The sequence below is a fragment of the Klebsiella sp. GN_Kp190 genome (assembly GCF_040061795.1).
GTDB lineage: Bacteria > Pseudomonadota > Gammaproteobacteria > Enterobacterales > Enterobacteriaceae > Klebsiella > Klebsiella michiganensis.
This window is the reverse complement of the sequence record NZ_JBEAFN010000011.1, coordinates 93,560-113,375: the sequence shown is the minus strand read 5'-3', so window position 1 is coordinate 113,375 and position 19,816 is coordinate 93,560. Positions and strand designations below refer to the sequence as shown.

Sequence of the window (19,816 nt, the reverse complement as noted above, 5' to 3'; positions counted from 1 at the left end):
ACTTTATCAAGAATCAACGAGAGGATTCACCATGTCTGTAATTAAGATGACCGATCTGGATCTGGCTGGTAAACGCGTTTTTATCCGTGCGGATCTGAACGTACCGGTTAAAGAAGGGAAAGTAACCAGCGACGCGCGTATCCGTGCTTCTCTGCCGACCATCGAACTGGCCCTGAAACAGGGTGCGAAAGTGATGGTCACTTCCCACCTGGGTCGTCCTACCGAAGGCGAGTACAACGAAGAATTCTCTCTGCTGCCGGTTGTTAACTATCTGAAAGACAAACTGTCTAACCCGGTACGTCTGGTTAAAGATTACCTGGACGGCGTTGAAGTCGCTGCCGGTGAGCTGGTGGTTCTGGAAAACGTTCGCTTTAACAAAGGCGAGAAGAAAGACGACGAAGCGCTGTCGAAAAAATACGCTGCGCTGTGCGATGTATTCGTCATGGACGCGTTCGGTACCGCTCACCGCGCGCAGGCTTCTACTCACGGTATCGGCAAATTCGCTGACGTCGCTTGCGCAGGCCCGCTGCTGGCCGCTGAGCTGGACGCCCTGGGTAAAGCGCTGAAAGAACCGGCTCGTCCGATGGTCGCTATCGTGGGTGGTTCTAAAGTTTCTACCAAACTGACCGTTCTGGACTCCCTGTCTAAAATCGCTGACCAGCTGATCGTCGGCGGCGGCATCGCCAACACCTTCGTTGCCGCTCAGGGCCACAACGTCGGTAAGTCCCTGTACGAAGCCGATCTGGTTGACGAAGCGAAACGCCTGCTGACAACCTGCGATATCCCGGTTCCGACTGACGTTCGCGTGGCAACCGAGTTCTCTGAAACCGCAACCGCTACCCTGAAATCTGTTAACGACATCAAAGATGAAGAGCAGATTCTGGACCTGGGCGATGCTTCCGCAGAGAAACTGGCTGAAATCCTGAAAAACGCGAAAACCATCCTGTGGAACGGCCCGGTCGGCGTGTTCGAATTCCCGAACTTCCGCAAAGGTACTGAAATCGTAGCTAACGCCATCGCAGACAGCGAGGCGTTCTCCATCGCAGGCGGCGGCGACACCCTGGCAGCAATCGACCTGTTCGGTATTGCTGACAAAATCTCCTACATCTCCACCGGCGGCGGCGCATTCCTCGAATTCGTGGAAGGTAAAGTTCTGCCGGCAGTAGCCATGCTCGAAGAGCGCGCTAAGCAGTAATTCAGTTCAGGCGGGGAGACCCGCCTGTTTTTCAGCGCGCGTAAAAGCTCGCGAACCTTCTTCAACGGTCGAAGATACAGATACAGGACTACGTAACATGTCTAAAATTTTTGATTTCGTAAAACCGGGCGTCATCACTGGCGACGACGTTCAGAAAGTGTTCCAGGTAGCTAAAGAAAACAACTTTGCTCTGCCAGCGGTAAACTGCGTGGGTACTGATTCCATCAACGCCGTTCTGGAAGCAGCTGCAAAAGTTCGTTCTCCGGTTATCGTTCAGTTCTCTAACGGCGGCGCTGCGTTCATCGCGGGCAAAGGCGTGAAAACTGACGTTCCTCAGGGCGCAGCCATCCTGGGCGCTATCTCTGGCGCGCATCACGTGCATCAGATGGCTGAGCACTACGGTGTTCCGGTTATCCTGCACACTGACCACTGCGCTAAGAAACTGCTGCCGTGGATCGACGGTCTGCTCGACGCGGGTGAAAAACACTTCGCCGCAACCGGCAAACCGCTGTTCTCTTCTCACATGATCGACCTGTCTGAAGAGTCCCTGCACGAAAACATCGAGATCTGTTCTAAGTACCTGGCGCGTATGGCCAAAATGGACATGACTCTGGAAATCGAACTGGGCTGCACCGGCGGCGAAGAAGACGGCGTGGACAACAGCCACATGGACGCTTCTGCTCTGTACACCCAGCCGGAAGACGTTGATTACGCGTACACCGAGCTGAGCAAAATCAGCCCGCGTTTCACCATCGCCGCTTCCTTCGGTAACGTACACGGCGTTTACAAGCCGGGCAACGTGGTACTGACCCCGACTATCCTGCGCGACTCTCAGGAATACGTTTCTAAGAAACACAACCTGCCGCACAACAGCCTGAACTTCGTATTCCACGGTGGTTCCGGTTCTTCCGCTCAGGAAATCAAAGACTCCGTAAGCTACGGCGTGATCAAAATGAACATCGATACCGATACCCAATGGGCAACCTGGGACGGTATCCTGCAGTACTACAAAACTAACGAAGCTTACCTGCAGGGCCAGCTGGGCAACCCGAAAGGCGAAGACCAGCCGAACAAGAAATACTACGATCCGCGCGTATGGCTGCGCGCTGCACAGACGTCCATGGTGACTCGTCTGGAGCAGGCATTTAAAGAGCTGAACGCGATCGACGTTCTGTAAGAAAGGTTTGTTGCTTACCCGGAAGCCCGCAGAAATGCGGGCTTTTTTATTATCTGAACAACATGAAATGTTGCTAAATAAATGTGATCAATTTGGCAAAACGCACTCTTATTGTTTACCCTTAACCTGTTTGTAATTATCAGGTTTGGTTATTTTTTCCCCGTCCGGGTATCCATAAGGAAAGTTGAATGGAAGATTTGAACGTTGTCGATAGCATAAATAACGCCGGTTCATGGCTGGTGCGCAATCAGGCGTTACTGCTGAGCTATGCCGTCAACATTGTCGCGGCTATCGCGATTATTATTGTCGGTTTGATCGTGGCGCGGATTGTTTCCAACACCGTCAATCGCCTGATGCGGGCGCGGCATATTGATGCCACCGTTGCCGATTTTCTCTCTGCGCTGGTACGCTACGCCGTTATTGCTTTTACCCTGATCGCCGCTCTCGGCCGCGTGGGCGTGCAAACCGCCTCGGTGATCGCGGTGCTCGGCGCCGCGGGCTTAGCCGTCGGTCTGGCGCTGCAGGGCTCGCTGTCTAACCTTGCCGCTGGCGTCCTTCTGGTGGTCTTTCGCCCGTTCCGAGCCGGTGAATACGTTGACCTTGGCGGTATCGCGGGAACCGTGCTGAACGTGCAGATTTTCTCCACGACCCTGCGCAGCGCGGATGGCAAAATCGTGGTGGTGCCGAACGGTAAAATCATTGCCGGGAATATCATCAACTTCTCCCGCGAGCCGGTGCGCCGCAACGAGTTTATCATCGGCGTGGCCTACGACGCTGATATCGATAAAGTGAAGCAGCTGCTCACCAATATCATCGAATCGGATGAACGTATCCTCAAAGATCGTGAAATGACCGTGCGTCTCAATGAACTGGGCGCTTCTTCGGTGAACTACGTGGTGCGCGTATGGAGTAAGAGCAGCGATCTGCAAAGCGTATACTGGGACGTTCTGGAGCGTATTAAGCGCGACTTTGACGCCAATGGCATCGGCTTCCCGTATCCGCAGATGGACGTTCACGTCATTCGTCCGCAGGAAAAAGCAGAGTAATTCTCCTCTTTTATACAGGCCGGTTTGTCCGGCCTTTTTTCTGCGCCCTATTAGTAGTTCTTATTAACGATTAAAATTTTCAATTTCCTCTAATGATTTCCGCGCGCTATATTCCCCGGCATTGACTCTTTCAGTGGAAATCACTTGCGATGTTATCGTATTACTTTCAGGGCCTTGCCCTGGGAGCGGCCATGATTTTGCCGCTCGGTCCGCAAAACGCCTTTGTGATGAATCAGGGCATTCGTCGTCAGTACCACCTGATGATTGCTCTGCTGTGCGCCATCAGCGATCTGCTGCTGATCTGCGCCGGGATTTTTGGCGGCAGCGCGCTGCTGATGCAGTCACCGTGGCTGCTGGCGCTGGTGACCTGGGGCGGCGTCGCTTTTTTATTGTGGTACGGCTTTGGCGCGCTGAAAACGGCCTTGAGCAGCAATCTGGCGCTGGCCAGCGCGGAAGTGATGAAGCAGGGACGCTGGAAAATTATCGTCACCATGCTGGCTGTCACCTGGCTGAATCCGCACGTGTATCTGGATACGTTTGTGGTTCTCGGCAGCCTTGGCGGGCAGCTGGCGATGGAGCCGAAGCGCTGGTTTGCCTTAGGTACCATCAGCGCCTCATTCTTATGGTTCTTTGGGCTGGCCCTGCTGGCCGCCTGGCTCGCCCCGCGCCTGAGCACGGCGAAGGCTCAGCGCGTTATCAACGTGCTGGTCGGTCTGGTGATGTGGGTCATTGCCTTCCAGCTGGCGAAGGATGGCTTCGCTCATGTTCAGGCGCTGCTTAACTAAGCCTTGTCCGATGGACTTTCTCCGCGTACGCGCTAAGCTTGCAGGCATGCGTCTGCGTATAGACGACCAATGTAAGATGGAGAAACGACAGTGAAGTTAAAAGTCATGGCCCTGGCGGCGGCACTCGGATTTAGCGCAATGGCGGTTCAGGCAAATGAGTTGCCAAACGGCCCACATATCGTCACTTCAGGTACCGCCAGCGTCGCTGCGGTTCCTGATATCGCTACGCTGGCGATTGAAGTAAACGTCTCCGCGAAAGACGCGGCATCCGCTAAAAAACAGGCCGATGAGCGCGTGGCCCAGTATCTCTCCTTCCTGGAGAAGAGCGGCATTGCGAAGAAAGACATTAACTCAGCTAACCTGCGTACCCAGCCTGATTACGACTATCAGAACGGTAAAAGCATTCTTAAGGGCTACCGCGCGGTGCGTAGCGTTGAAGTGACGCTGCGCCAGCTGGATAAGCTCAACGGTCTGTTAGATGGGGCGCTTAAAGCCGGCCTGAATGAGATCCGTTCGGTTTCACTGGGCGTGGCGCAGCCGGACGCTTATAAAGATAAAGCGCGTAAAGCGGCGATTGATGATGCCATTCACCAGGCTCAGGAGCTGGCTACCGGGTTCCACGGCAAACTGGGGCCCGTCTACAGCGTTCGCTATCATGTCTCCAACTACCAACCGAGCCCGATGGTGCGGATGATGAAAGCCGATGCGGCGCCGGTTTCTGCTCAGGAAACCTACGAGCAGGCGACCATTCAGTTTGATGACCAGGTGGACGTGGTGTTTGAGCTGCAGCCGACCCAGCCTGCGCCAGCACCTGCGGAACCGGCGAAACCCGCTGAAGAACCCAAAGCCGCGCAGTAATCCTGTCGCCCGGCCTTAGCGCCGGGCTTTTTCTGTCACTATCTGTAAAATTGAGAGCGCGACAAAAGTCTTTTCCCTGAATAAGGTAAGGATATATCCCTGTTCTACGATGAGGTGAGCATGGATATCTTTATTTCGAAAAAGATGCGCAATTTCATTCTGCTGGCGCAGACCAATAATATTGCCAGAGCGGCGGAAAAAATTCATATGACCGCGTCTCCCTTCGGCAAGAGCATCGCTGCGCTGGAGGATCAGATCGGCTATACGCTATTTACCCGTAAAGATAACAGCATCAGCCTCAATAAAGCGGGGCAGGAGCTCTATCAGAAGCTGTTTCCCATTTATCAGCGCTTATCGGCCATCGATAACGAAATTCACTATTCCGCGCACCGCTCGCGCAACATCGTTATCGGCATCGACAATACCTATCCAACGATTATTTTCGATCAGCTCATCAGCCTGGGCGATAAATACGATGGCGTAACCACCCAGGCCGTGGAGTTCAGCGAGAATGGCGTGATTGATAACCTGTTCGATCGCCAGCTGGATTTTATTATCTCGCCGCAGCATGTTTCGCCCCGCGTGCAGGAGCTGGAAAATTTGACCATTAGCGAACTGGCGCCGCTGCGTCTGGGGTTTCTTGTTTCCCGCCGTTATGAAGATAAGCCGCCGCAGGATCTGTTACGTGAGCTGCCCTGGCTGCAGATGCGTTTCCAGAACCGGGCCAATTTTGAGGCGATGCTGGACGCGTATATGCGCCCCAGCGGGATCAACCCGACGATTATCTATCGTCCCTACAGCTTTATGGCCAAAATTAGCGCCGTAGAGCGCGGGCAGTTTTTGACGGTTATTCCTTACTTCGCCTGGCGTCTGGTGAATCCGGCGAAGCTGAAGTACTTCGACGCGCCCGGCAGCGCGATGTATATGCAGGAGTATCTCTATTCGCTGAAAAATCATCGCTATACCGCCACGATGCTTCAGCACATTACTGAAGATCGCGACGGCGCGGAGGGCTAGCCGAGCATTGAACCGTGCTCAAGCAGATTACGATGCAGGTCGAAGGCGTGGGCGAGGTCGTGGTGAATATGACCGCCGGGAGCGCTCTCCAGATAGCGATGTAAATAGTCCCGGTAGAGCGGATGCGCGCAGTTATCAATGATGGCGCGGGCGCGCTGCAGCGGCGATAGCCCGCGCAGATCGGCGATACCCTGCTCGGTAACGATCGCCTTCACGCTGTGCTCGCTGTGATCGACATGGCTGCACATCGGCACGATGGTGGAGATCTTCCCGTCCTTGGCGATGGACGGCGCCATAAAGATAGAGAGCCAGGCGTTGCGTTCAAAATCGCCGCTGCCGCCGATGCCGTTCATCAGATTCACCCCGGCTACGTGCGTCGAGTTGGCGTGACCGTAGATATCAAACTCCAGCCCCACGTTGAGGGCGATAACCCCCAGACGGCGGATAATTTCCGGATGATTGGAGATCTCCTGCGGGCGCAGGACAATGCGGCTGGCGAAGAAATCCATATTGTCGTAAATCTTGCGCAACGAACCGGCGGATATCGTCAGGCTGGAGGCGCTAACGCCGGTGATTTTCCCCGTTTCCAGCAGATGAACCACCGACTCTTGTAAAACTTCCGAGTACATCATAAAAGCCGGGATATCCGGATTTTCGCCCAGCCGCGCCATGACCGCGTTGTTGATATTGCCCACGCCGCTTTGCAGCGGCAGAAATTCAGGCGGGATGCGTCCGCGAGCCATCTCTTCCAGCAGAAAGGTGACCACGTTATCGGCAATTTTCTGACAAACCGGATTATTGTTATCCAGAACGTTTCCGGCGTCGGGCAGCTCGGTCTCCACCACAGCGACAATCTTTTTCGGATCGATTTGCACGTACCGGCTGCCCACGCGATCCATCGCATGAAAGATGGCGATGCTGTTGCGCCGCGGCGGGGCGCCGGGGATCACGATATCGGCCAGCTCGGCAACCCGCGGGCTGTGGTAGTGATTCAGCTCAATGATCACTTTCTTCGCCCGCAGCAGCCAGGTTGGCGCGTTGCCGATACCGCTGGTGAGCCAGACCCGTCCGTCCGGCGCGATAGCCGAAGCTTCGATCACCGCGACATCAATCTCGCCAAAGAACCCATAGTTGACCATTTGCGCCACTTCGCTCAGGTGCAGATCGACAAACTTCACCTGCCCCTGGTTGATTTTTTGCCGCAGTCCGGAGGCGGTCTGATACGGCGCGCGCCACGAGACGGCATCGGCTGCCGATAGCGCATCATCGGCGGCGGCGCTGATGGAGGCGCCGGTCAGCAAGCGGATCTGAAAAGGCTTCTGCGCCCGATGTAATTCATCAGCGCGGCGAGCGATGGCCGCGGGCAGCGCTTTAGGCGAACCGGCGGGCGTGAATCCGCTGAACGCCACCATCTGGTCGTGCTGGATAATCTCCGCCGCTTCATCGGCGCTCATCCGTTTCATTTTATACTCCTTAATCCGGCGTGATTAATGGCCGACGAACTCAGGTTTACGCTTTTCCATAAACGCGCTCATGCCTTCCTGATAATCCACGCTGTCGTAGACGGCGCGACGCATTCCCTGAATACGTTCGAACTCATCGGAATTCATGGTGTGGGCTTCGCCAAGCACGCGCAGCTCTTCCTTAATGACCGCGATCGCCAGCGGCGCTTTCTCGGAGATGTGGTGCGCCATCTGCAAGGTAAAATCTTCCAGTTCGTCGGCGTCCACCACGTGATTGAGAATACCGACCGCCAGCGCGCGCTGGGCGGTAATCGGCAGGGCGGTGAAAATCAGCTCTTTCACGATATGAAAGCCGGCGTCGCGGGTCAGATTGTGAATGCCGACCAGGTTGTAGGGCACGCCGAGATTCACCGGCGTCATAGAGAACGTGGACGTGCTGGCGGCGATGATCAGATCGGAGCTCATGATCATCTCAAACGCGCCGCCCCAGACGCTGCCTTCGACCATGGAGATCACCGGTTTCGGATACTTTTGGATCATACGGGTGATCTGACGCAGCGGATCGTCATACGAGAGCGGATCGCGGCGCCCGCCGGGCAATTCGTGGATGTCATGGCCGGCGGAGAAAACCTTTGCTCCCCCGGGCGCGCGTAAAATGACGCAGCGAATTTCCGGCCGGTTGAGGTCGCTCAGCGCCTGCATCAGATCGTCGATAAACACCTTGCTTAAGGCGTTGAGCTTGCGGCTATAGTTGAACTCAATCACCGCAACCTTACGGATAATTTCGACATTAACATATTGATAAGACATAAATATCCTTTTACGCAAAGTAATGATTCTGGAGGAATTCGCTAATCTGCCGCAGGCCGGTGCGCGGCGAGAGGCCGTTGTTTTTCACCGCCTGTAGCGTTTGCTGGAAGTAGCGTGCAAAGTCGGTTCGGGCAAACAGCAGGTGCAGCGCCTCGGTTTCGGCCTGCTTTTGCAGCCACTCCAGCGCCTGGCGCTGGCGCAGTTTTTCCAGATCGCCGCTGTCGGTGAGGGTGGTTTTGAAGTCAAGAATTGCGAGCCAGACGGCTTCGATGCCGCGCTGCTCCAGCGCGCTACAGCTCAAAACGCGCGGCTGCCACGCGGCGTGCTTGCGGCGCAGAATATGCAGGGCGGATTCATACATATGACGGGTGATTGCCACCCTGGCGCGGTTCTCGCCATCATCTTTATTGATAACCACGATATCCGCCATCTCCATAATCCCCTTCTTAATGCCCTGCAGATCGTCACCGCCGCCGGCGATCTGCAGCGAGATAAAGCAGTCCACCAGCCGGGAGACCTCCGTTTCCGACTGGCCGACGCCGACGGTTTCGACAATCACCGCGTCATAGCCCGCCGCTTCGCACAGCAGTATCAGCTCCCGCGCGCGCAGGCTGGTGCCGCCCAGATGGCCGCTGGAGGGCACCGGGCGAATAAAGGCCGAATCCGATCGCGCCAGTTCGATCATGCGCGTCTTGTCGCCAAGAATGCTGCCGCCGCTGACCGGGCTGCTCGGATCGACCGCTATCACCGCGACCCGCAGGCCGTGGCGAATCAGCAGCATGCCGAAAGCTTCCAGAAAAGTGCTTTTTCCGGCCCCCGGCGTGCCGGTGACGCCGAGGCGCAGGGCGTTGCCGGTGAAGGGCATAATGGCATCCAGCAGCTGTGCGCTTAGCGCCTGATGGCGGGGATGCTGGCTCTCCACCAGCGTCATGGCCTGGGCGAGCGTGGCCCGCTCGCCCAGGCGTAGTCGCCGCACGGCGTCCGTCAGCGTGGCGTGGTTAATCATGATATTGGCTAATCCTCATCAGGACGTCGCGTACGCTCTCCAGCATCGGCGTACCGGGGCCGTAAATGGCGGCCACGCCGCGCGCCTGCAGAAAGGCGTAATCCTGCGGCGGGATGACGCCGCCGGCGATGACGCAGATATCTTCCCGCCCCCATTTTTTCAGGGCATCGATCAGCTCGGGGATCAGGGTTTTGTGGCCTGCCGCCAGCGAGGAGGCGCCCACCACGTGCACGTCGTTTTCCACCGCCAGGCGGGCGATCTCTTCTGGCGTGGAAAACATCGGGCTCAGGTCAACGTCGAAGCCGAGATCGGAATAGGCGCTGGCGATCACTTTGGCCCCGCGATCGTGACCATCCTGACCCATTTTGGCGATCAGAATGCGCGGGCGGCGGCCGCGTTCCGCGAGGAATTTTTCGGTTTGCGCAACAATAGCGTCGAACTCGCCGGCGGCTTTGTCTGACTGGTGGTAGCTTTGCGCAATCACGCCGGTGACGCACTGGCTGGGCACCAGGTAGCGGTCAAACGCCGCCTCCAGCGCGTCGGAAATTTCGCCCAGCGTGGCGCGGACGCGGGCGGCGTTGATGGCGGCGGCCAGCAGGTTTTCACCATGCTGCGCGGCGTGGGTGAGGGCGTTCAGCGCGGCTTTTACCGTCACGTCGTCCCGACTGGCGCGAATTTTTTTCAGCGAGGCGATCTGTTCGTTGCGCACCTTGACGTTGTCGATCTCCAGTACCGCCGTTTCATCTTCTTTTTCCAGCTTGTACTTATTGACGCCGACGATGACGCGCTTGCCCTGGTCGATCAGCGATTGTTCACGGGCGGAGGCCTCTTCGATCATCCGTTTCGGCAGTCCGGCCTCGATCGCCTTCGCCATTCCGCCCGCGTCGTCGATCTGCTGCATAATGGCCCGCGCCTGCTTAACGACTTGATCGGTCAGCGATTCGAGGTAGTACGATCCGGCCAGCGGGTCTACGGTGCGGCAGATCTCTGACTCCTCCTGGATGATGATCTGCGTATTACGCGCGATACGGGCGGAAAAGTCGGTGGGCAGGCCAAGCGCCTCGTCGAAAGCGTTGGTGTGCAGCGACTGGGTGCCGCCGAGCGTGGCGCCGAGCGCTTCGATAGTGGTGCGGATTACGTTGTTATACGGATCCTGCTCGGTTAGGCTCCAGCCGGAGGTCTGGCAGTGGGTGCGCAGGGCTAAGGATTTCGGATTGGTGGCGCCGAAGCCGCTTACCGCTTCGCTCCACAGGTAGCGTGCGGCGCGCAGCATCGCGACGTTCATAAACAGATCCATACCGATGCCGAAGAAAAACGACAGGCGCGGGGCGAAGTCATCGATTTTCAGTCCGGCGGAGAGCGCGGCCTTGATGTATTCGATACCGTCGGCCAGGGTAAAGGCCACCTGCTGAACGCAATTGGCTCCGGCTTCGCCCATGTGGTAGCCGCTGATGCTGATGGTGTTAAAGCGCGGCATGTTGCCCGAACACCAGGCAATGATGTCGGCAATAATGCGCATTGAGGGCTTTGGCGGGTAAATATAGGTATTCCGGCACAGGTACTCTTTCAGAATATCGTTCTGGATCGTGCCGGTGAGCTGTTCAGGCGCAACCCCTTGTTCTTCCGCCGCGACGATATAAAACGCCATTATCGGCAGCACCGCACCGTTCATGGTCATCGATACGGACATCTTATCCAGCGGGATCCGATCGAATAAAATCTTCATGTCTTCGACGGTATCGATCGCCACGCCGGCTTTCCCCACGTCGCCCGCCACGCGCGGGTTATCGGAGTCATAGCCCCGGTGGGTCGCGAGGTCGAAGGCGACGGAAAGCCCTTTCTGCCCCGCGGCGAGGTTGCGGCGATAGAAAGCGTTGGACTCTTTGGCGGTGGAGAAACCGGCGTACTGGCGGATGGTCCACGGCTGTGCGGTGTACATGGTGGCGCGCGGGCCGCGAACGAAAGGCGGCAGGCCGGGTAGGGTGCCGGTCACTTCCAGATTATCAAGATCGGCTTCGGTATACAGCGGCTTAACGTCAATGCCCTCTGCCGTCTGTTTTACCAGGGCATCGACGGTTTTTTCCCGCCGGCTGAGCTCTTTGTTGGCGAGCGTTTGCCACTCCCGTAACTCTGACATGTTGTGCTCCGTATGCGCAATGAAATGGGATATTGCGAATACGGTGAGCTTTTTCATCGCCCCTGTCGCCAGCAAAAAATAGCCATCGATGCGTCGTTTTTTGCCGCATGAAATGTTTTATTTTGTGATGTATTTCAAAGATATGAACAGGAGAAGGTGGGTCATACAGGCCGGACGGCGCCGGCCTGCTTGCGGGGGTTAATCTTGTCTCAACACCTTGTGGCCGTAATCGATTAGCGCATCGGTCACCCGGCGCATCATGCGGCTTTCCGGGGCAAAACGGTGCCAGTAGAGCATCCGGCGCTGGAACAGGCCCGGCGTGAGGTTAATCAGTTCGCCGCTGTTCAGCTCTCTCTCAATTTGCAGATGCGGGATCATACAGCAGGTTGTTCCCTGACGGGCCAGCTGCACAAAGGCTTCCGAGGAGTTCACGATATGGCAGGGCACGCTGCCCGGCGGCAAATCGAAGTTCTGCTGCAAAAAGGCCTGGTGCATATCATCGAGATGATCGAATGCCACCACCGGCGCTTTCAGCAGCGCCGAGCGGGTCACCCCGTTGGGGAAATAGCGCTGGGCAAACTCCTTCGAGGCGACGAACAGGTAGTCGAGGGCGCCGAGCTGATCGACCAGGCAGCTGGGCAGCGCCTGCGGCTGAATACTGACCGCGCCGACCACTTCTCCGCGGCGCAGGCGTTCCTGGGTCCGGGTCTCGTCTTCCACCTGCAGGTTCAGCCGAATAGGGGAGTCGGAAAGCACGCTGGAGAGCGCGGGCAGCAGCCAGGTGGCCAGGCTGTCGGCGTTGACCGCCAGCGATAGCAGCAGCGGCGTGGAGCCGGTTTGTTCATCGCCCAGCCACTCCTCTTCCAGCAGTTCGACCTGACGCAGCAGGGCCAGCAGCTTTTGCCCCTGTTCGGTGGGACGCGGCGGTACGGTTCGCACCAGCAGCGGTTGTCCAAACATGTTTTCCAGCTGTTTGATGCGCTGAGAGACGGCGGACTGCGTAATACAAAGCTTCTGCGCGGCGCGCTCAAACCCTCGTTCCCTGATTACCGCGTCCAGCGCCTGTAGTGTTCTGTAGTCCGGTCGTTTCATTGCTCTGGCGTGCCCCCTAATACTTTTCGTTAACTCGCACTATGACATAAATTTGTTTTTGATGAAGATGAAAAATTGGCGACCGCGTTGTGTGATCGCCGTCGCAGGGACAATGACCCCCCTGATGTTCTATAATGCGCCTCAGGAATTCACATCTCGGACCATAATCATGACGCAAGATGAACTGAAAAAAGCGGTAGGCTGGGCGGCACTGCAGTATGTACAACCGGGCACTATCGTTGGGGTCGGTACGGGCTCGACGGCGGCGCACTTTATCGATGCGCTGGGTACCATGAAAGGGCAAATAGAAGGGGCGGTTTCCAGCTCTGATGCCTCTACTGAAAAACTGAAAAGCCTCGGTATCACGGTTTTTGATCTGAACAGCGTTGATCGTCTTGGTATTTACGTGGACGGCGCAGATGAAATCAACGGCCATATGCAGATGATCAAGGGCGGTGGCGCAGCGCTGACGCGTGAGAAAATTATCGCTTCGGTCGCCGACAAATTTATCTGTATCGCCGATGCTTCCAAGCAGGTGGATATTCTGGGTAAATTCCCGCTGCCGGTGGAGGTGATCCCGATGGCGCGCAGCGCCGTGGCGCGTCAGCTGGTTAAGCTGGGCGGCCGTCCGGAGTATCGTCAGGGCGTCGTGACCGATAACGGCAACGTGATCCTCGATGTGTTTGGTCTGGAAATTCTGGACGCTATTGCGCTGGAAAATACCATTAACGGTATTCCGGGCGTCGTGACCGTCGGCCTGTTTGCGAATCGCGGTGCGGACGTTGCGCTGATTGGCACCGCTGATGGTGTAAAAACTATCACTAAATAGTCTGATCCGAGGGAGCGAATCGCTCCCTCGCAAATATTTTTTCTCCAGGCCTATTTTGGTGACTTCTGTCACATTTATGCGCCTTGTCTTAGTAACAATCTACCTTTCTTTTACTTTCTGGTGTTTTGTCCTGCTATTTCCCGCTGATTGATATTTCTTCAGGTTGCCGACGCAAACGTTCATATTGCCGCAATAGTTTTTTTTGATATGTTGCTGAGAAGAACTTTCGTTCCGCACGACATCAGTTAAGACAAAAACAGGACGGGGAAATGGCTAAGGTATCACTGGAAAAAGACAAGATTAAATTTCTGCTGGTTGAAGGTGTGCACCAAAAAGCGGTGGACAGCCTTCGCGCAGCGGGCTACACCAATATCGAATTTCATAAAGGCGCGCTGGATAGCGAAGAGCTGAAAGCGTCCATCCGTGATGCCCATTTCATCGGCCTGCGTTCCCGTACTCATCTGACTGAAGAGATCTTCGCGGCGGCGGAGAAGCTGGTCGCGGTTGGCTGCTTCTGTATCGGTACCAATCAGGTTGATTTAAACGCGGCGGCGAAACGCGGTATCCCGGTGTTTAACGCCCCGTTCTCCAATACCCGTTCCGTTGCTGAACTGGTGATCGGCGAACTGCTGCTTATGCTCCGCGGCGTACCGGCGGCAAATGCCAAAGCGCACCGCGGCGTATGGAACAAGCTGGCGGTCGGCAGCTTTGAAGCGCGCGGCAAAAAGCTGGGTATTATCGGCTATGGTCATATCGGCACGCAGCTGGGTATTCTGGCCGAATCGCTGGGGATGCATGTCTATTTCTACGATATTGAAAGCAAGCTGCCGTTAGGTAACGCGACTCAGGTCCAGCATCTTTCTGATTTGTTGAACATGAGCGATGTGGTGAGCCTGCACGTGCCGGAAAACGCCTCCACGAAGAACATGATTGGCGCGGAAGAGCTGGCGCTGATGAAACCCGGCGCGCTGCTGATCAACGCCTCTCGCGGCACCGTGGTGGATATCCCGGCGCTGTGCGATGCGCTGGCGAGCAAGCACCTGGCGGGCGCGGCGATCGACGTCTTCCCGACCGAGCCGGCGACCAACAGCGATCCGTTCAACTCTCCGCTCTGTGAGTTCGACAACGTTATCCTGACCCCGCACATTGGCGGCTCAACTCAGGAAGCGCAGGAAAACATCGGTCTGGAAGTGGCGGGCAAGCTGGCGAAATACTCCGATAACGGTTCTACGCTCTCGGCGGTTAACTTCCCGGAAGTGTCGCTGCCGCTGCACGGCGGGCGCCGTCTGCTGCATATCCATGAAAACCGTCCGGGCGTTCTGACCGCGATTAACCAGATTTTCGCCGCGCAGGGCATTAACATCGCGGCGCAGTATCTGCAAACCACTCCGCAAATGGGCTACGTGGTCATTGATATTGAAGCCGAAGAAGATGTCGCCCAGAGCGCGCTGCAGGCGATGAAGGCTATTCCTGGCACCATCCGCGCCCGTCTGCTGTTCTAACTCCTTTTATGCCAGCGGGCAGGTCATCGACCTGCCCCTTTTCTCCTGATAGACCCTTCTGCAATTTCCCGTCGCCACCCAAACGCTTTGCGAGGCTTGCCGCAAACGACGATTAAAACCGTCGGATGTCGTTGTGCCTGAAAGAAAGGGATTTACGATAAAGACTCAGCGTGGGGCTGAAACGGGAAAGCCCCTACCGAGGCAGGGGCTCTAAAAGGAAAGGGACGATGATGAGACTCTTCATCATGCTGCTTATCCTGTTAATCATCGCCTGGCCAGCATATTAACAGAGAGAATGCAGGAGGGAGGTTCGCCTCCCTCACCCTTTACCCAGGAATTTAGGTGAAAAAAACAGCAATGTCAATTGTTCGGGCGTTTTACCAGAGCCAGGTTTTTGACGGCGTGATGACCGCTGGCAGCGGGATATCCCACTGCTCCGTCGGCAGCGCGTCAACCTGCTGGCAATCATGCGCGTAGCCGACCGGCTGCAGGCGATACTGCCGCCAGTTTTGCAGCGTCCGGTCGTAAAATCCGCCGCCCATACCCAGGCGCTGTCCGGCGGCATCAAACGCGACCAGCGGCGTTACCAGTACATCCAGCTGGCTAAGCGGGAGGACATCGCGCACGTCGAGCTTCGGTTCGCGGATGTTCAGACGATTCACCACCAGATCGCTGCTTGGGTGGTAGTGCAGAAACAGAAGATTGCCGGGGCTGAACGGATGAAGCACGGGGAGATAGACCCGTTTGCCTGCCCGCCAGAGCTGATCAATCAGCGGCCGCGTATCCAGCTCGCCATCAAACGAAAGAAATACCGCGACCGTCTGCGCGAGCAGAACCGGCGGATACGCCATCATTCTGTCCGCCGCCTGGAGGGCGAACTGGGTTTGCTGCTCCGGCGTTAACGCGCGTCGGCGCTGGCGGATCTGCTGACGAATTTGCTGCCTGGTAAAGGGGATATCTGACAATAGGGTCATACCTGAGTCTCATCGGTGAGCAAACGATACCAACAGGCGTAGTCTAATACACGGCGGCGAAAGCCGAAAATTAACTTAGGGGGATGAAACGAAAAAGAAGGGAATCTCCGAGATGCCGCCGCAGGCTGTAACCCTTGAACCCTTGGTTCAAGGTGAATGTGTCGTCACAGTTTTAAGGCTTCTCGGACGGGCCGAGCATGCTCACCAACCGTGGAGCGCCACATTCTTGTGGTATGAAATATCGGCTCAGGGGACTGGCCCGCTTGCAAACATCTCAGAGAAATTTTGTTCTTGCGATTACTCTAACACAGTTAAATGCAAAGTGTTATTCAAACTTCTGCCCGGGTCTTTCGCTTATGCGACCTTGCTCAAGCAATGCTTGTTCGATGGTCTGCTGAAGCATCCGAATACGCTGCTCCATGCTGGCGGCGTAGTCGCGGGTTTTCGCTTTTTCCTGAGTCAACTCATAGCTGATGTTCAACGCGGCGATGAAGACCAGCTGCTCAGTATTTGTGACTCTAGTGCGTTCTTTTAAATCTTGCAACCGCTGATTCAGGTCGTCAGCTGCCTGGTTTAAGGCATCCCTTTGTTCAGGCGGGCAATTCACTCGTAGTGAACGGCCAAAAATTTGGAGATCTACGGGTTGTGCAGACATGCCACCTTCCTGCTGATTGACTGCGCGGCCTTCACGCCCTGGGAGGGTCTGCGAAGGGGCGACACTATAGCTACCCTGGTTTTAAGATACAAGCCCTATTCTGGTTCACCAGGGTCCAAAGTGGTAGCATATCATGAATATTCCTCCCAACGATGACGAATGCGCATGTCTATACAGAACGAAATGCCTGGCTACAACGCTGTAGACCAGTTACTGAACCAACAAGGGGTAGGATTAACCCCTGCCGAAATGCACGGTTTGATTAGCGGGATCCTGTGCGGCGGCAACAAAGACAGCAGCTGGCAGCCGTTGGTGCACGATCTGACTAACGAAGGCCTGGCTTTTGGTCACGAGCTGGCGCAGGCGCTGCGTAACATGCATTCCGCCACCAGCGACTCGCTGGAGGATGACGGTTTCTTATTCCAGCTCTACCTGCCGGATGGCGACGAGGTGAGCGTGTTCGATCGCGCCGATGCGCTCGCGGGTTGGGTGAACCATTTTCTGCTTGGGCTGGGCGTGACGCAGCCTAAGCTGGATAAAGTCAAAGACGAAACGGGTGAAGCCATCGACGATCTGCGCAATATTGCTCAGCTCGGGTATGACGAAGACGAGGATCAGGAAGAGCTCGAAATGTCTCTGGAGGAGATTATCGAATACGTACGCGTTGCTGCGCTGCTGTGCCACGACACCTTCTCTCTTCAGAAACCTACTGCGCCGGAAGTTCAAAAGCCGACGCTACACTAATCATTCATTAAATCGTTCAGGGGGCGTCATGACTCAGCAGGAATTTCTCTCTCGTCGCCAGGCTCTACTGGCGCAGATGCAGCCGGGCAGCGCAGCGCTCATTTTCGCCGCGCCGGAAGCGGTACGCAGCGTAGATTCAGAATATCCCTACCGGCAGAGCAGCGATTTTTGGTACTTCACCGGCTTTAATGAGCCAGAAGCGCTGTTGGTATTGATTAAAAGCGATGAGACGCACAACCACAGCGTGTTGTTTAACCGCGTGCGCGATCTGACCGCTGAAATCTGGTTTGGCCGCCGCCTCGGGCAGGAAGCTGCCCCCGCGAAGCTGGGCGTCGATCGCGCGCTGGCATTTAGTGAAATCAATCAGCAACTGTTCCAGCTCCTTAACGGCCTCGACGCTATCTACTTTGCGCAGGGCGAATATGCCTACGCCGACGACATCGTGTTTAACGCGCTGGAAAAACTGCGCAAAGGCGTACGGCAGAATCTGCAGGCGCCAGGCTCGGTCATTGACTGGCGGCCGATGGTGCATGAGATGCGCCTGTTTAAATCGGCAGAAGAGCTGGAGGTCATGCGCCGCGCAGGGGAGATCTCCGCGCTGGCCCACACCCGCGCTATGGAAAAATGCCGTCCCGGGATGTTCGAATATCATCTGGAAGGCGAGATCCTTCACGAATTCAACCGTCACGGCGCGCGCTTTCCTTCTTATAACACCATCGTGGGCGGCGGCGAAAATGGCTGCATCCTGCACTACACCGAAAATGAGTGCGAGCTGCGCGACGGCGATCTGGTGCTGATTGACGCAGGCTGCGAATACCGCGGCTACGCGGGCGATATCACCCGAACTTTCCCGGTTAACGGCAAATTTAGCCCGGCCCAGCGCGAGATTTACGATATCGTCCTTGAATCTCTGGAAACCTCGCTGAAGCTCTATCGCCCGGGTACCTCAATTAAAGAGGTTAACCAGCAGGTGGTGCGGATTATGATTACCGGCCTCGTGCGTCTGGGGATCCTGAAAGGTGAAATTGATGAGCTGATTGCCAATAACGCCCATCGTCCTTTCTTTATGCATGGCCTGAGCCACTGGCTGGGGCTCGACGTGCATGATGTCGGAAGCTATGACGTTGACCGCTCGCGTATTCTTGAGCCGGGAATGGTGCTGACCGTTGAACCGGGGCTGTATATTGCGATGGATGCCGACGTGCCGGCCCAGTACCGCGGCATCGGCATTCGTATTGAAGACGATATCGTCATTACCGAAGACGGTAATGAGAACCTCACCGCCGGCGTAGTGAAAAAAGCGGACGATATCGAGGCGCTGATGGCGGCGGCGCGCCAGCTATGAGCGTCCTGATCGTCGGCGGAGGAATGACCGGCGCGACGCTGGCGCTAGCGATATCTCGCCTGACCGGCGGTACGCTGCCGGTGCATCTGGTTGAAGCATCTGCGCCGGATTCCGCGCAGCATCCGGGCTTTGACGCCCGCGCCATCGCTCTGGCTGCCGGCACCTGCCAGCAGCTGGCTCGCGTGGATATCTGGCAAGAGATAGCCGACTGCGCCACGGCCATTCAGCGCGTTCACGTCAGCGATCGCGGCCACGCGGGGTTTGTGACGCTCGAGGCTGAGGAGTATGGGCTGGCGGCGCTGGGCCAGGTGGTTGAGCTGCACGATGTCGGCCAGCGCCTGTTTGCGCAGCTGCGCAAGGCGCCTGGCGTGACGCTGCACTGCCCGGCAAAGGTGGAAAATGTCAGCCGCAGCGAAGAGAGCGTAAGCCTGGTTCTGGACAACGGCGAAACCCTCAGCGGTAAACTGCTGGTCGCCGCCGACGGCTCGCGCTCGACGCTGGGGGCCCGCTGTGGTATCAGCTGGCAGCAGGAACCCTATGAACAGCTGGCGATTATCGCCAACGTCAGTACCGCGCAGCCGCATAGCGGGCGCGCGTTTGAACGCTTTACCCCACACGGCCCGCTGGCGATGCTGCCCATGTCGCAGGGCCGCTGCTCGCTGGTGTGGTGTCATCCGCAGTCGCGGCGTGAAGAGGTGCTGAGCTGGTCGGACGAACGCTTCCGTCATGAGCTTCAGCAGGCATTCGGCTGGCGTCTTGGGCGGATCGTCCACGCCGGAAAGCGCAGCGTGTATCCGCTCTCGCTCACCCGAGCCAGCCGCACGGTTGCGCATCGGCTGGCGCTGGTCGGCAACGCGGCGCAAACGCTGCATCCTATTGCCGGGCAGGGATTTAACCTCGGTCTGCGCGACGTCATGAGCCTGGCGGAAATGCTGGCGCAGGCGCAGGCAGAAGGAGAGGATCCGGGCGGCTATCCGCTTCTGAGCCGCTATCAGACCCGACGCGCCGCAGATAAAGCCGCCACCGTCGGCGTGACCGATGGGCTGGTGCATCTGTTCGCCAATCGCTGGGCGCCGCTGGTGGTGGGGCGCAACGTCGGCCTGATGGCGATGGAATTATTTACCCCGGCGCGCGATGCGCTGGCGCAGCGTACCCTCGGTTGGGTTCCCCGTTAAGGAGTG

18 protein-coding genes and 1 other RNA gene are annotated in these 19,816 nt (G+C 56.8%); 11 read left to right on the top strand and 8 right to left on the bottom strand.

The window, feature by feature from the left end; translation table 11 throughout:
- Positions 1 to 31 precede the first annotated feature (31 nt).
- The 6 genes from pgk to ABLU67_RS08755 all read left to right on the top strand — a co-directional run bounded on the left by pgk (position 32) and on the right by ABLU67_RS08755 (position 6,078).
- Positions 32 to 1,195 (top strand): phosphoglycerate kinase, encoded by a 1,164-nt coding sequence (gene pgk, locus ABLU67_RS08780; protein WP_004125049.1) that lies wholly within the window; start codon positions 32 to 34, stop codon positions 1,193 to 1,195.
- A 97-nt stretch (positions 1,196 to 1,292) separates the two neighbouring features.
- Positions 1,293 to 2,372 (top strand): class II fructose-bisphosphate aldolase, encoded by a 1,080-nt coding sequence (fbaA, locus tag ABLU67_RS08775; protein WP_009654956.1) that lies wholly within the window; start codon positions 1,293 to 1,295, stop codon positions 2,370 to 2,372.
- Positions 2,373 to 2,560: 188 nt separating this feature from the next.
- Positions 2,561 to 3,418 carry a small-conductance mechanosensitive channel MscS gene (locus ABLU67_RS08770; RefSeq protein ID WP_014839522.1) on the top strand — a complete coding sequence of 286 codons (858 nt, stop codon included), beginning with the start codon at positions 2,561 to 2,563 and terminating at the stop codon, positions 3,416 to 3,418.
- Between the two features lie 149 nt (positions 3,419 to 3,567).
- Positions 3,568 to 4,203 (top strand): arginine exporter ArgO, encoded by a 636-nt coding sequence (gene argO, locus ABLU67_RS08765; RefSeq protein ID WP_032751208.1) that lies wholly within the window; start codon positions 3,568 to 3,570, stop codon positions 4,201 to 4,203.
- Between the two features lie 90 nt (positions 4,204 to 4,293).
- Entirely contained in the window at positions 4,294 to 5,061 is a 768-nt protein-coding gene (locus tag ABLU67_RS08760) for an oxidative stress defense protein (RefSeq protein WP_025105958.1), read from the top strand.
- Positions 5,062 to 5,181: 120 nt separating this feature from the next.
- The gene (locus ABLU67_RS08755; RefSeq protein ID WP_014226814.1) at positions 5,182 to 6,078 is read left to right on the top strand and encodes a LysR family transcriptional regulator; all 897 of its coding nucleotides are present in this window, start codon (positions 5,182 to 5,184) and stop codon (positions 6,076 to 6,078) included.
- Here the strand turns inward: ABLU67_RS08755 and ABLU67_RS08750 are convergent.
- From ABLU67_RS08750 to argP, 5 genes are all read right to left on the bottom strand, one after another.
- Positions 6,075 to 7,541 carry an acetyl-CoA hydrolase/transferase family protein gene (locus ABLU67_RS08750; protein WP_014226813.1) on the bottom strand — a complete coding sequence of 489 codons (1,467 nt, stop codon included), beginning with the start codon at positions 7,539 to 7,541 and terminating at the stop codon, positions 6,075 to 6,077. The genes ABLU67_RS08755 and ABLU67_RS08750 overlap by 4 nt on opposite strands.
- A 24-nt stretch (positions 7,542 to 7,565) precedes the next feature.
- Positions 7,566 to 8,351 (bottom strand): methylmalonyl-CoA decarboxylase, encoded by a 786-nt coding sequence (gene scpB, locus ABLU67_RS08745; RefSeq protein WP_014226812.1) that lies wholly within the window; start codon positions 8,349 to 8,351, stop codon positions 7,566 to 7,568.
- 10 nt (positions 8,352 to 8,361) lie between these two features.
- Entirely contained in the window at positions 8,362 to 9,357 is a 996-nt protein-coding gene (gene meaB, locus ABLU67_RS08740; RefSeq protein ID WP_186006421.1) for a methylmalonyl Co-A mutase-associated GTPase MeaB, read from the bottom strand.
- On the bottom strand, positions 9,350 to 11,494 hold the full coding sequence (gene scpA / locus ABLU67_RS08735; protein WP_348852252.1) for a methylmalonyl-CoA mutase: 2,145 nt from the start codon (positions 11,492 to 11,494) through the stop codon (positions 9,350 to 9,352). Before scpA ends, meaB begins: the two co-directional genes overlap by 8 nt.
- Positions 11,495 to 11,692: 198 nt before the next feature.
- On the bottom strand, positions 11,693 to 12,586 hold the full coding sequence (gene argP / locus ABLU67_RS08730) for a DNA-binding transcriptional regulator ArgP (protein WP_004105608.1): 894 nt from the start codon (positions 12,584 to 12,586) through the stop codon (positions 11,693 to 11,695).
- Positions 12,587 to 12,755: 169 nt separating this feature from the next.
- On the opposite strand from argP, the gene rpiA reads away from it, so the two are divergent.
- Positions 12,756 to 13,415, top strand: a complete 660-nt coding sequence (gene rpiA / locus ABLU67_RS08725) for a ribose-5-phosphate isomerase RpiA (protein WP_004125006.1) — start codon at positions 12,756 to 12,758, stop codon at positions 13,413 to 13,415.
- 269 nt (positions 13,416 to 13,684) lie between these two features.
- The gene (serA, locus tag ABLU67_RS08720) at positions 13,685 to 14,917 is read left to right on the top strand and encodes a phosphoglycerate dehydrogenase (protein WP_004115297.1); all 1,233 of its coding nucleotides are present in this window, start codon (positions 13,685 to 13,687) and stop codon (positions 14,915 to 14,917) included.
- A 377-nt stretch (positions 14,918 to 15,294) separates the two neighbouring features.
- Here serA and ABLU67_RS08715 read toward each other — a convergent pair whose 3' ends face one another.
- The 3 genes from ABLU67_RS08715 to zapA all read right to left on the bottom strand — a co-directional run bounded on the left by ABLU67_RS08715 (position 15,295) and on the right by zapA (position 16,546).
- Entirely contained in the window at positions 15,295 to 15,891 is a 597-nt protein-coding gene (locus tag ABLU67_RS08715; RefSeq protein WP_047722932.1) for a 5-formyltetrahydrofolate cyclo-ligase, read from the bottom strand.
- 100 nt (positions 15,892 to 15,991) lie between these two features.
- A non-coding RNA gene (gene ssrS, locus ABLU67_RS08710) (6S RNA) lies at positions 15,992 to 16,175 on the bottom strand.
- 41 nt (positions 16,176 to 16,216) lie between these two features.
- Entirely contained in the window at positions 16,217 to 16,546 is a 330-nt protein-coding gene (gene zapA / locus ABLU67_RS08705; RefSeq protein WP_004105598.1) for a cell division protein ZapA, read from the bottom strand.
- Between the two features lie 165 nt (positions 16,547 to 16,711).
- Between zapA and ABLU67_RS08700 the strand changes: the two genes are divergently transcribed.
- The 3 genes from ABLU67_RS08700 to ubiH are packed head-to-tail and all read left to right on the top strand — an operon-like array spanning position 16,712 to position 19,810.
- Complete coding sequence (locus ABLU67_RS08700; protein ID WP_004133578.1) at positions 16,712 to 17,290, top strand: YecA family protein; 579 nt, start codon at positions 16,712 to 16,714, stop codon at positions 17,288 to 17,290.
- A gap of 28 nt (positions 17,291 to 17,318) precedes the next feature.
- Positions 17,319 to 18,635 (top strand): Xaa-Pro aminopeptidase, encoded by a 1,317-nt coding sequence (gene pepP / locus ABLU67_RS08695; RefSeq protein ID WP_224384831.1) that lies wholly within the window; start codon positions 17,319 to 17,321, stop codon positions 18,633 to 18,635.
- A complete protein-coding gene (gene ubiH, locus ABLU67_RS08690) occupies positions 18,632 to 19,810 on the top strand; it encodes a 2-octaprenyl-6-methoxyphenyl hydroxylase (RefSeq protein ID WP_049083217.1) in 1,179 nt (392 codons plus the stop codon). Before pepP ends, ubiH begins: the two co-directional genes overlap by 4 nt.
- The last annotated feature ends 6 nt before the right edge of the window (positions 19,811 to 19,816 follow it).

Bases quoted from the DNA above. Each gene is read 5' to 3' on its own strand.
- pgk (WP_004125049.1), top strand. From the start codon at position 32: ATGTCTGTAATTAAGATGACCGATCTGGATCTGGCTGGTAAACGCGTT.
- fbaA (WP_009654956.1), top strand. From the start codon at position 1,293: ATGTCTAAAATTTTTGATTTCGTAAAACCGGGCGTCATCACTGGCGAC.
- ABLU67_RS08770 (WP_014839522.1), top strand. From the start codon at position 2,561: ATGGAAGATTTGAACGTTGTCGATAGCATAAATAACGCCGGTTCATGG.
- argO (WP_032751208.1), top strand. From the start codon at position 3,568: ATGTTATCGTATTACTTTCAGGGCCTTGCCCTGGGAGCGGCCATGATT.
- ABLU67_RS08755 (WP_014226814.1), top strand. From the start codon at position 5,182: ATGGATATCTTTATTTCGAAAAAGATGCGCAATTTCATTCTGCTGGCG.
- ABLU67_RS08750 (WP_014226813.1), bottom strand. From the start codon at position 7,541: ATGAAACGGATGAGCGCCGATGAAGCGGCGGAGATTATCCAGCACGAC.
- scpB (WP_014226812.1), bottom strand. From the start codon at position 8,351: ATGTCTTATCAATATGTTAATGTCGAAATTATCCGTAAGGTTGCGGTG.
- meaB (WP_186006421.1), bottom strand. From the start codon at position 9,357: ATGATTAACCACGCCACGCTGACGGACGCCGTGCGGCGACTACGCCTG.
- scpA (WP_348852252.1), bottom strand. From the start codon at position 11,494: ATGTCAGAGTTACGGGAGTGGCAAACGCTCGCCAACAAAGAGCTCAGC.
- argP (WP_004105608.1), bottom strand. From the start codon at position 12,586: ATGAAACGACCGGACTACAGAACACTACAGGCGCTGGACGCGGTAATC.
- rpiA (WP_004125006.1), top strand. From the start codon at position 12,756: ATGACGCAAGATGAACTGAAAAAAGCGGTAGGCTGGGCGGCACTGCAG.
- serA (WP_004115297.1), top strand. From the start codon at position 13,685: ATGGCTAAGGTATCACTGGAAAAAGACAAGATTAAATTTCTGCTGGTT.
- ABLU67_RS08715 (WP_047722932.1), bottom strand. From the start codon at position 15,891: ATGACCCTATTGTCAGATATCCCCTTTACCAGGCAGCAAATTCGTCAG.
- zapA (WP_004105598.1), bottom strand. From the start codon at position 16,546: ATGTCTGCACAACCCGTAGATCTCCAAATTTTTGGCCGTTCACTACGA.
- ABLU67_RS08700 (WP_004133578.1), top strand. From the start codon at position 16,712: ATGTCTATACAGAACGAAATGCCTGGCTACAACGCTGTAGACCAGTTA.
- pepP (WP_224384831.1), top strand. From the start codon at position 17,319: ATGACTCAGCAGGAATTTCTCTCTCGTCGCCAGGCTCTACTGGCGCAG.
- ubiH (WP_049083217.1), top strand. From the start codon at position 18,632: ATGAGCGTCCTGATCGTCGGCGGAGGAATGACCGGCGCGACGCTGGCG.